Source organism: Acidobacteriota bacterium (assembly GCA_012517875.1).
Classification (GTDB): Bacteria; Acidobacteriota; JAAYUB01; order JAAYUB01; family JAAYUB01; genus JAAYUB01.
Genome location: JAAYUB010000048.1, coordinates 24,511 through 32,721, shown reverse-complemented (window position 1 = coordinate 32,721; position 8,211 = coordinate 24,511). Strand labels below are relative to the sequence as shown.

At 66.8% G+C, this 8,211-nt stretch carries 8 protein-coding genes; 1 reads left to right on the top strand and 7 read right to left on the bottom strand.

Annotation, left to right across the window (positions count from 1 at the left end):
• Positions 1-170, top strand: a 170-nt coding sequence (locus tag GX414_05900; GenBank protein ID NLI46625.1) for an aspartate/glutamate racemase, incomplete at its 5' end; no start/stop codon positions are given.
• A 30-nt stretch (positions 171-200) separates the two neighbouring features.
• On the opposite strand, the gene GX414_05895 is transcribed toward GX414_05900, so the two are convergent.
• The 7 genes from GX414_05895 to GX414_05865 form a co-directional block, all read right to left on the bottom strand.
• On the bottom strand, positions 201-1,103 hold the full coding sequence (locus tag GX414_05895) for a class I SAM-dependent methyltransferase (GenBank protein ID NLI46624.1): 903 nt from the start codon (positions 1,101-1,103) through the stop codon (positions 201-203).
• A 77-nt stretch (positions 1,104-1,180) separates the two neighbouring features.
• The gene (locus tag GX414_05890) at positions 1,181-3,037 is read right to left on the bottom strand and encodes an ATP-binding protein (protein NLI46623.1); all 1,857 of its coding nucleotides are present in this window, start codon (positions 3,035-3,037) and stop codon (positions 1,181-1,183) included.
• Between the two features lie 4 nt (positions 3,038-3,041).
• Entirely contained in the window at positions 3,042-3,905 is an 864-nt protein-coding gene (locus tag GX414_05885) for a hypothetical protein (GenBank protein NLI46622.1), read from the bottom strand.
• Positions 3,905-4,753, bottom strand: coding sequence for an ABC transporter ATP-binding protein (locus GX414_05880; protein ID NLI46621.1), 849 nt, complete (start codon positions 4,751-4,753; stop codon positions 3,905-3,907). The genes GX414_05885 and GX414_05880 overlap by 1 nt, the downstream gene beginning before the upstream one ends.
• Complete coding sequence (locus GX414_05875) at positions 4,750-5,586, bottom strand: ABC transporter permease (GenBank protein NLI46620.1); 837 nt, start codon at positions 5,584-5,586, stop codon at positions 4,750-4,752. The genes GX414_05880 and GX414_05875 overlap by 4 nt, the downstream gene beginning before the upstream one ends.
• A gap of 10 nt (positions 5,587-5,596) precedes the next feature.
• Positions 5,597-7,321 carry an OmpA family protein gene (locus GX414_05870; protein ID NLI46619.1) on the bottom strand — a complete coding sequence of 575 codons (1,725 nt, stop codon included), beginning with the start codon at positions 7,319-7,321 and terminating at the stop codon, positions 5,597-5,599.
• 54 nt (positions 7,322-7,375) lie between these two features.
• Positions 7,376-8,146 (bottom strand): hypothetical protein, encoded by a 771-nt coding sequence (locus GX414_05865; protein ID NLI46618.1) that lies wholly within the window; start codon positions 8,144-8,146, stop codon positions 7,376-7,378.
• Positions 8,147-8,211 lie beyond the last annotated feature (65 nt).

Below are 8,211 nucleotides of genomic sequence, written 5' to 3'. Positions count from 1 at the left end.
TTATCGGCCAATTGGTGGTTTGCGGCGCCGAGGGGGTCGTCCTCGGCTGCACCGAGATTCCGCTCCTTCTCCAGGCCGATACCGCCGCGGGGGTGCCGCTGTTTGACACGCTGGCCATCCACGCCCGCGCCGCGGTGGACTTTGCGCTGGAAGAGATGGTGAATGGGTGATCGGATATAGGGTGAAGGATTAATTCAAAATCATGCTGTCGGACACGAGGAATCGGCGGCGGCGCAGCGGTGGTCCCGGTCCTGGACGCGCTCGACCACCAGCACGTCCTGGTACCAGCGGCCGTCAGCGCGGCCCGACCAGGTGCCATAGTGAATGGGCGGCACGGCCGGCAGCCCCCCCGCCGAGAGCCATTCCAGAAGATCGGCCTCCGGGTAGGCGATGGCCGCTTCCGGATTGCGGCGATCCGCGATCCGGCAGGCGAACGGCGCTCCGTCCAGCGGGAAGGAAAACCGGGGCAGGCCCCCGCCCGCCGCCACCAAGCCGGAGGCGACATCGTCCAGCAAGAACAGGGTCAGCAGGCAACGGCGGCCGGGGCGGAGGACCCGGGCGATCTCCGCGATGTAATGGCGCAGGTCCGGCGGCAGCATGTGCGTGAACACCGAGGTCAGGAACACGAAGTCGAAGGCCTCGTCGGGATAGGGGAAGCGGAAGGATGCGGCCGGGATGCTCCCCCGCCGGTTGTAGCGCTGGTTGTAGAGGTCCACGAAGTGGAACCGGAAATCGGGGTACTGCGGGGTGACGTGGCGTTGGCACCAACGGACGGCCCGACGGTTGACATCCAGCCCCTCATAGGCGCCGGTGCTGAGGTAATCCGCCATCGGGATCGCCATCCGCCCGACGCCGCAGCCGATTTCCAGCACGCGGTCCGACGGCCGCAGTCCGCCCAGCTCCCGCGCCTGTTCCAGGAACGCCTCGCCGAACTCGCGGAACGCCCCCCAACCCACGTCTTCCATCAGCCGTCGCGGCGGCAGCAGGGGCGGTCGCCGGCCCCGGAGCCGATCCCAGCCATCCAGCACCAACAGCCCGCTTCGGCGAATCCACGCCCGCCCCGCGGGGAATATCCGTTGACCGCCGTGAGACCGCGTCTTCATCCCGCCCTTCCCGCACTCAGTGTTGGGGCATCCGGGAGCTAACGCAACCGGTTTCGGAAAATCCGGCCATCGGTCGGTTATCTCCCGCCGAAGGTGAGGGCGGCGAGGCGGCGATCGATCTCCTCGGGCGAGAGCTCCCGGAATCGCGGCGGGAGGAACCGGTCGTCGGTGCACTCCTTCACCGCCAGCAGGTCCATCATCTCGAGGCGCGCCGTGTGGGCCGACGGACGGAACCCGGCCACTTCGTCCCGGAGGATCTCGGCCAGGGATTTCATCGAGCCGGCGGGGGGCGGGGCGATGGGTTTACCCTCAGGCGGGACGACTGGGCTGCTCGCAGGCGGGACGACTGGGCTGCTCTGGAGGGCGTGGCGGCGGACGGTGCGCACCAGCAGTCCCTCGAGCTCGTTGCCGCTCACCGGCTGATCGGAGGCAAGCTCGGGCATGTCCTCGGGCCGCAAGTCCAGCCGGAGCTTGCGGGCCATGGCCAGAAACAGCTCCCGTTTGTCGGCGGGATCGACGGGGGGAAACAGCGGGATGTGCACGTCGAGACGGCCCTGACGCTTGAGGTCCACCTCCACCATGTCGGGTCGGCTGGTGGCGAAGATCCAGAAAATCCGGCCGCGGTTGGCCGTGTCGGCCATCTCCTTGGCCAGCATCCCATACACGCGGCCCGACAGGCCTGAGTCCCCCTCGCCGCCGCCGCGGCGGCCCGTGGCCTGGTCGGCCTCGTCGACAAACACCATCACCTGCCCCAGGGCGTGGAGGATGGTGAAAATCTTCTCCAGGTTCCCCTCGGTGGCGCCCACCCACTTCTCGCGGAAGTTCTTCAGCTCCACCATGGGGATGCCGCACTCGCCGGCAAAGCACTCCACGAGCCACGTTTTGCCGGTGCCGATGCGGCCGGTGATGAGGTAGCCCATGGGGAGAGCGTTGGCCACGCCCCGCCGGATGAGCTGGGCGTCCTCGCGCAGCCAGCGCTTGGCCTCGTGATGGCCGGCCACGTCGTCCAGGGTGCGGCGCGACTCGATGAACTCCAGCCGCCCCATGGACTCCTTCTCGATGGTCTCCTTCTTGAGGCGCGTCAGGTACTTGAGCGTCAGCTTCTCCTGGTTGCGCACCGCCCGCAGCACCAGGTTGCGCACCTGGACGCGGTTCAGCCCCACCAGCTTGGCCGCCAGCGTCGGCACGTCCACCTCACACAGCGCGGCGAAGTCGGGCTCGCCGGCCACCAGCCGCTCCACGTATTCGCGGATGTCGTCGGCGCCGGGCATGGGCACCTGGATCTTGCCGCTGGCGGGGCTGTCGGTGAGGTAGGCGCTCAGGTCCAGCAGGTTCTCGCTCACCAGCACCGTGGCGATGTTGGCGCCCATGATGGCCGGATCCTCGGCCCAGTTGCGGATCTTGATGAGGTTGGCCCCGATCTCGCCGCTCAGGTACAGCGACTCGCCCCGCGGCACGATGAAGTGGGCGAACGGCACCACCACCGCCACCGAGCGCGGGCCGGCCGCCTTCGGGTTGCGCGAGGCGGCCACGACGCCGTTGAGAAACCGGTCGATGAGCTCCAGCGCCTGGGCCGGCGACCGCGGCAGCAGCCCCGGCGAGTCCAGCGCCCGGTCGGGGTTGCGGCCGGCGGCGGCGTCGGAGGCGTAGCGCGAGCCGTGGAACTTGTCCATGACCTTGAGGAAGGCGTGGAAGTGATCCGCCCCCTTGGCCAGGCGGATGCCGCGGCCGCGGTCGTAGAACAGCACCACGTCGAAGGGCTGGAACAGCACCTCGGCCAGGTAGTCGCCCAGGGTCAGAAAGCGCAGCGCGTCGTCCTCGCGGTGGGGCACCAGGTCGTTGACGTTACCGTGCAGGATGAACTGCGAAACCGTCTCCGCCCGGAAGATTTCCCGCATGCCCTGCGCCCAGTCCGGCAGTGTCACCTTGCCCATGGCGTCACTCCTGCTCCTTGTCCCGCAGTGCGCGGTCGATGAGGGTGGGCGGCATGCCCACCTCCTCGAGGCTGCCGAAAAGCTCGTTGTTCTCGGCCATCCACTTCGAGGTGCCCTGGAGCGACTCCATCACCCCGTCGAGCCGGTCGGAGAGCTGCGCCGGGTCGCTCGTGACCAGCGCCTCCTCGCGGAGCAGCGTCACATGCTTCTCGATCCGGTCCAGCTCCGCCTCGATCACCTGCAGGCTCGACTCGGCCTGGAGGATGTTGCCCAGGCGCCGCTTCTGAATGTCCAGCGTCCCCTGCACCGAGCGGGCCACCGCCGAGGCCGGGTCCTCCCTGGCCAGGCGCTGGGTCAGGTCATCGATCTCACGCTCCAGGTCCTGCTTCGAGGTCTGCGCCAGGATGTCGCGGATGCGCCCCTGCGACACGAGGAGCTTGAGGAACATCCAGTGGAGCTGGTTCAGGCTGCCGGCGCGCAGATCGCCGGCGGTGTCCTTGCCCGCCAGCGGCCCCGAGCTGTGAAGCACCGCGGCGCCCGTCTCGAGCAGCCGCCGGTAGCGCTCTTGCGACCGTCCGTCCAGTGCGGTCAGCATCGCCGCCTGGCGCTCGGCCCAGTTCTCCGCGGACGCCTGCAGTCGGGTGGCCTTCACCAGGTTCTGAAACCGGTCGTTGCCCGCCACCAGCAGCAGGAAACCCGCCTCGGCCGCCGCACCCAGGAGCCAAAAGCCCGGGTTGATGAACCCGAGGATGACGAGGCCCGCCAGCATCACCTTGTTGAGCGGCATCTTGCCCAGCCACGGGATATCCACCTTCCAGTGGAAGGCGGCCTTGACGTAGTCCCAGTAGCCCAGCAGGTCCTTGGCCATCAGCTCTCCGCTTCACCTTGTTCGATTTTGAGGAAGATCGCCGAGACCCGTTCCACCGCCTCCAGGAACGCCGGCTGCTGCTGGAGCACGTTGGGCGGCTCGCCCGGCACCGCCGCCGGCGTCTGGGTGATTTCCCGCGCGATCCGCCCCGGCGCCTGGGAGAAGATCCAGACGCGGTCGCCGAGGTAGACCGCCTCGATGATGGAGTGGGTCACCAGCAGCACGGTGGCCTCCACCTGCTGCCACAGCTCCACCACCAGGCTCTGCATCTCCAGCCGGGTGGGCTCATCCAGCGCCGAGAACGGCTCGTCCATGAGGATGATCTTCGGGCGGCACACGAGGGTGCGCGCCAGCGCCACGCGCTGCTGCTGGCCGCCGGAGAGCTGGTGGGGGTATTTGTCGACGTGCGGCGCCAGGCCTACCTTCCCGATCCAGTCCATGGCCCGGCCCTCGATCTCGTCTTCCCCCAGGCCCTCCCGGCGCCGGTTCAGCTCCATGCCGAAGCGGACGTTCTGGCGCACCGTGAGGTGGGGGAAGGAGCTGTACTTCTGAAAGACCATACCTCGGTCCACGCCCGGAGCCGTCACCGGCTGGCCGCGTACCAGGATCTCGCCGGCGGTGGGGGGCCACACCTCCTGGAAGCCGGCCAGGAGGTTGAGCGCCGTGCTCTTGCCGCAGCCCGACGGACCCAGGATGGTGATGAATTCGCCCTTCCCCGGCAGGTCCTCGATGCAGAAATTGAGGTGTTCCAGAGCCTTGTATTCGCGCGGCGTGCCCGGGTTGAACACCTTGGCCACGTCGCGGAACTCGATCACGGGCGGGAGCTTCTTTTCGGGGGGAACGCTCATCGCGCCTCCTGGTACGGGAAGAGGTAGCGGCTGAGCACCACCCAGAACTTGTCGGTGAGGTAGGCGATCATCACGATCACCACCAGCACAAGGTAGATGTGCTCCCGGGGCCCGCGGCGCTGGGCCACGATGATGATGTTGCCCAGGCCCCGTTCGGCGGCGACCATCTCGGCCAGGATGATGTAGGTCCAGCCCACGCCGAAGCCGAGGCGCATGGCGTGGACGATCCGCGGCAGCGCCACCGGCAGCAGCACCCGCCGCAGCGTCTGCCAGCGCGTGGCGCCCAGAGTGTAAGCGGTCTGCAGAAAGACGTTGTCGACGTCGCTCACCGCGCGGACGAACAGGGGCAGCAGGTAGATGAAGAACGCCAGCGCCAGGAACATGACCTTCTGCAGCTCGTCCACGCCGAACAGGCTCATGGTCAGAGGCACGAGGGCCGGGATGGGCAGGTAGCCGAGGAAGACCATCACCGGGCTGAACGTCGCGCCCACCTTCGTGAAGGCGCCCATGAAAATGCCCAGCGGAAACGCGATCACCCAGGCCACGCCGAACCCGATCACCACGCGCAGCGCGCTGGTGAGGGCGCTGCGGCTCAGCTCCGCCTGGAACCAGAGCGACGGGAACGACCGGATCACCTCGCCCGGCGACGGGAGGATCGTGGGGGAGATGAGGCGCTCTTCGGCCGCTCCGGCGGTGGCCAGGTGCCAGCGGAGAAAGATCAGCACGATGGGTATCGCCCCCAGGACGATTTTAAGGGGGGTCCCGAGGGACTCCCGGATGCTGAGGAAGCCCTGGGGCCCCCGCAGCCGGAAACTGGACAGGAATGCTTTCATACCGCAGGTCTTACTTCTCCGGCGGATAGACCGAGATCTCGACTCGCCGGTTCAACGCCTGGTTCATGGGATCGTTGGCATCGGCGGGTTCGTCCCACGCCTTGCCCTGGATAACGAACTTGTTCGGATCGAAGTTGTACTTCTTGACCAGTGCGTTCTTGACCGAGTTGGCGCGGTCCAGCGACAGGCGCTCCACCTCGTTCCGCGGCACCTTCCCCTTCATCGAGGAGTCGGTGTGCCCCACCACGGCGATCACCGCGCGCTCGTACTGGCCCGCCAGCCGGCCGACTTTCTCCAGGGTGGCGGTGGCGTTGGGATCGTACAGGGTGTTCGCCAGCGCGTTGCCGAACTCGTCGTGCTGCGGCTCGAAGATGTTCGAGGAGTTGGGGTAGAAGTTGATTCGGATGGTTTGGGTGAGGATGGGCTTTTCGGCAGCGACCTTCGAGTAGGTGGTGGGCGAGAACTGGGTGACGTACTCGTTCTTCATGTCGGCAAAGGTGCCCTTGGCCTCGAGCTTCTGGAGGACGGAGAAGTCCATCACCTCGTCGAAGCGGACCGGCGTGTCGAGCAGGCCCAGCTCCTTGTAAACGAAGGTGATGTTCTTCCAGGTCCGCTCGAAGTTGGACGGCGAGTTGGCGTTGAGGAAGAACTCCTTGTTCTCGGCGAAGTTGGTGGTGTGGGCGTCGGCTTCCATGGCGCGGATCTCGTCCACGGCCATGCCGTACCCCTCGGCCATCCACTGGAAGGCGCGGGCTTTCTGGGTGTCGTCCTTGAGCATCCGCATCCCCTCGAAGATGCCCGCCACCAGGCCCTCGATGATCTCGGGGTGGTCCTTGGCGAAGTCGGCCCGGGCCGCCCAGACGTCGGCGATCAGCTTGTTCGCCTCGGCGGTGGTGGTCAGGATCCGGGTGTTCTTGACCTTCTCGGGGATGTTGTAAATGTCGGGCGCCCAGGAGACGCAGGCGTCGATGCTCGGGTCGGCGACAAAGGCCGCGGCGGCCTCGAACGCGGTGGAGGTGAACTTATGCTTGACCTCGCCGGGCTGGATGCCGGCGTTGAGCAGCAGATTGTTGATGAAGTACTGCGACGGGGAGTTCTGGGCGTAGACGATGGTCCGGCCCTTGAGGTCGCGCACCGAGGCGATCTTGGAGCGGACCACGATGCCGTCGCCGCCGTTGGACCAGTCGATCTGCTGGTAGATGCGGGGCGCGGTGCGCGAGTCCTTCATCAGCTCGGGGGCGAAGAGCGCCATCATGTCGAGGGTGCCCCACAGGATGTGGCTGTTGCCCGCCGCGTAGGCGTCACGGGCCGACACCGGGTCATCGATGAGCTTCAGGTTCACCTTGAAGCCGTATTTTTTATAGAAGACGCTCTCGGTGCTGGGCGCGAAGCCGTTGTTTGCGGCGACGATAGGCAGCCAGCCGATCCAAACGTTGATGGGGAACTCCACCACCTTGCCCGCGTCCCACTTGTACGCGCTGGTCCCCTTGACGGGAGGCAGCTTCTGGGCGGGAATGTACTTGTACTCGGTCACCGTGGTGATGCCAGTTGGATCCATCGCCTCGGCACCGCCCTGCTGTTCGCGGAATTTGTCCATGTCCACGGTTCCGCCGCCGTCCCGGCCGGGAAAGATGGTGTCCCGGAAGAACCAGCCGGCAGCAGCCAGACAGCCCAGGATGAACAGCACGATCACGATCTTGCCCAACGCAGTGGGTCCGACTTTCTCCGTCGTCATGCGAACCTCCTTGTCCTTCGGTAATCCTCAGCCCGGCGCGCGTTGCGCGCGCACTCACTGACCCTGCGGCCCCAGTTCCTTCTGGGGCTGGGGCTCGGGCGCGGCGTCCGCCGGGGCGGTTGCGGGGGCGGCCGCTTCGGCCGCCGGGGTCTTGAAGCCGTAGGCCACCTCGAACTCGGCCAGCGCCTGTTCGGCCAGGGCGGCCTGCTCGGCTTCCTTGAGTTCGACTTCCTGGATATCAATGCCGCTGGAGGCCACGCGGGCGCGGCCGGCGGCCTTGTCGCGACGCTCGGACAGGTACTCCTCGACGCGGTTCAGGGTGTCGCCGGAACCGCCGATCTCGCTGATCATGCCGGCGGCCATCTCCTGAAGTTCCGCTTGCGCCTCAAGCATCTCGGTCTCGGACAGCATCCGCTTCAGCTTTTCGATCTTGCCCCGGGCCTCCTGCACCGCCACGTCGCGGGACTTGACCAGCTTCTTGAAGGTCTCGTCGGCGGTGACCAGCTGCTCGCGGTTCTCCTCGAGCTGCCCCTTGACCGTCTGCAGCTCCAGGGCCATCTGGCCGGCCACGGCGCGGTTGCCTGCCTTGAGGTTGGCGGCGATCTTGGCGGTGAGCTCCCGCTCTTTTTGCTCCAGCGACTTGACCTGCCGCATCAGGCGTTCGACAAAGCCGGCATGGGTGGCCAGGTTGTCATTGAAGCGCGCGATCTGCTTGCGCAAGTTTTCTTTTTCCGCCTCAATCAGGGCCTGCGGGTTCGACTTCTCCAATCCGGAGACAAACAGGCCCACGAAACCCCGGATCAGCGTCATGATACGTTTGAACATGTGAGCGGCTCTCCTTTCCCTCGCGGGACGATGGGTTCGATTCCGGCCGCAGCGGCGGGAACGGC

Bases quoted from the DNA above. Each gene is read 5' to 3' on its own strand.
- GX414_05895 (NLI46624.1), bottom strand. From the start codon at position 1,103: ATGAAGACGCGGTCTCACGGCGGTCAACGGATATTCCCCGCGGGGCGG.
- GX414_05890 (NLI46623.1), bottom strand. From the start codon at position 3,037: ATGGGCAAGGTGACACTGCCGGACTGGGCGCAGGGCATGCGGGAAATC.
- GX414_05885 (NLI46622.1), bottom strand. From the start codon at position 3,905: ATGGCCAAGGACCTGCTGGGCTACTGGGACTACGTCAAGGCCGCCTTC.
- GX414_05880 (NLI46621.1), bottom strand. From the start codon at position 4,753: ATGAGCGTTCCCCCCGAAAAGAAGCTCCCGCCCGTGATCGAGTTCCGC.
- GX414_05875 (NLI46620.1), bottom strand. From the start codon at position 5,586: ATGAAAGCATTCCTGTCCAGTTTCCGGCTGCGGGGGCCCCAGGGCTTC.
- GX414_05870 (NLI46619.1), bottom strand. From the start codon at position 7,321: ATGACGACGGAGAAAGTCGGACCCACTGCGTTGGGCAAGATCGTGATC.
- GX414_05865 (NLI46618.1), bottom strand. From the start codon at position 8,146: ATGTTCAAACGTATCATGACGCTGATCCGGGGTTTCGTGGGCCTGTTT.